At 44.6% G+C, this 1,957-nt stretch carries 1 rRNA gene; it reads right to left on the bottom strand.

Going from position 1 to position 1,957, the window contains the following annotated elements:
• Nucleotides 1-28: 28 nt before the first annotated feature.
• Nucleotides 29-1,550, bottom strand: a 16S ribosomal RNA gene (locus A8L32_RS22395).
• Nucleotides 1,551-1,957 lie beyond the last annotated feature (407 nt).

The following is a 1,957-nucleotide window of genomic DNA, read 5'->3' as shown; positions in this document are numbered from 1 at the left end:
TCATCTTCAATGTAAAAACTCTCTCCAGAAAGGAGGTGTTCCAGCCACACCTTCCGGTACGGCTACCTTGTTACGACTTAACCCTAGTTATTAGTTTTACCCTAGGCCGCTCCTTACGGTAACAGACTTCAGGTACCCCCAACTTCCATGGTTTGACGGGCGGTGTGTACAAGGCCCGGGAACGTATTCACCGCATCATGGCTGATATGCGATTACTAGCGAATCCAGCTTCACGGAGTCGAGTTGCAGACTCCGATCCGAACTGAGACCGGTTTTAGAGATTAGCATCATGTTGCCATGTAGCTGCCCTTTGTACCGACCATTGTAACACGTGTGTAGCCCTGGACGTAAGGGCCGTGCTGATTTGACGTCATCCCCACCTTCCTCTCTGGTTACCCAGGCAGTCTCTTTAGAGTCCCCACCATCACGTGCTGGTAACTAAAGATAGGGGTTGCGCTCGTTATGGGACTTAACCCGACACCTCACGGCACGAGCTGACGACAACCATGCAGCACCTTGTAAATTGTCCGAAGAAAAGTCTATCTCTAAACCTGTCAATCTACATTTAAGTCCAGGTAAGGTTCCTCGCGTATCATCGAATTAAACCACATGTTCCTCCGCTTGTGCGGGCCCCCGTCAATTCCTTTGAGTTTCATTGTTGCCAACGTACTCCCCAGGTGGATTACTTAATGCTTTCGCTCAGTCGCTGACGATGTATTGCCAACAACGAGTAATCATCGTTTACGGCGTGGACTACCAGGGTATCTAATCCTGTTCGCTCCCCACGCTTTCGTGCATCAGCGTCAATTATAGCTTAGTAAGCTGCCTTCGCAATCGGTGTTCTGTGTTATATCTATGCATTTCACCGCTACACAACACATTCCGCCTACCTCAACTAAATTCAAGACTAACAGTATCAATGGCAGTTTTACAGTTAAGCTGCAAGATTTCACCACTGACTTATTAGTCCGCCTACGCACCCTTTAAACCCAATAAATCCGGATAACGCTCGGATCCTCCGTATTACCGCGGCTGCTGGCACGGAGTTAGCCGATCCTTATTCATACGGTACCTTCAAAGATCTACACGTAGATCACATTATTCCCGTATAAAAGCAGTTTACAATCCATAGGACCGTCTTCCTGCACGCGACATGGCTGGTTCAGGCTTGCGCCCATTGACCAATATTCCTCACTGCTGCCTCCCGTAGGAGTCTGGTCCGTGTCTCAGTACCAGTGTGGGGGACCTTCCTCTCAGAACCCCTAGACATCGTCGACTTGGTGAGCCGTTACCTCACCAACAATCTAATGTCACGCATGACCATCTTTTACCGCCGAAACTTTATCTATTTAAACATGCGAATAAATAGAACTATGAAGTATTAATCCAAATTTCTCTGGGCTATCCTTCTGTAAAAGGCAGGTTTCATACGCGTTACGCACCCGTGCGCCGGTCGTCATCGGTAGCAAGCTACCATGTTACCCCTCGACTTGCATGTGTTAGGCCTGTCGCTAGCGTTCATCCTGAGCCAGGATCAAACTCTTCGTTGTATAAAAATTTTACTGGACTAATGTTTGAAGTTCAAAATTACTTTGCAGTAACTCTTCATTCTTGCACTAGCCTTCCTATTATTCTTTACAAGAGTTTTTGCTCAAAGAATCACTCTCTTAATTTTCCTTTTTTTTAAGTATGCATTTCAATATTTTCAAAGAACGTCGATAAGCTTTCTTATCGTCTTTATATCTTAATAAGCGCAATGCTTATTTTTCAATCTTGTTTGTTACGCCTCAACCCTTGTTGAAGTGTTGCTCTAAAAGCGGATGCAAAGATAACAACTTTAATTCCTAAACTCCAAATGTTTTTGAAGAAATATTTGAGATTTATTTCTAAATCTTTTCCTTCATAAACTACTGTAATTAAACAGCTTTCAGTCCAATCTCACTATGTCAATTATTAT

This window comes from Labilibacter marinus, assembly GCF_001659685.2.
GTDB classification, from domain to species: domain Bacteria; phylum Bacteroidota; class Bacteroidia; order Bacteroidales; family Marinilabiliaceae; genus Saccharicrinis; species Saccharicrinis marinus.
Note: the sequence above shows the minus strand (reverse complement) of the source record. Positions and strands in the feature narration are given on the sequence as shown.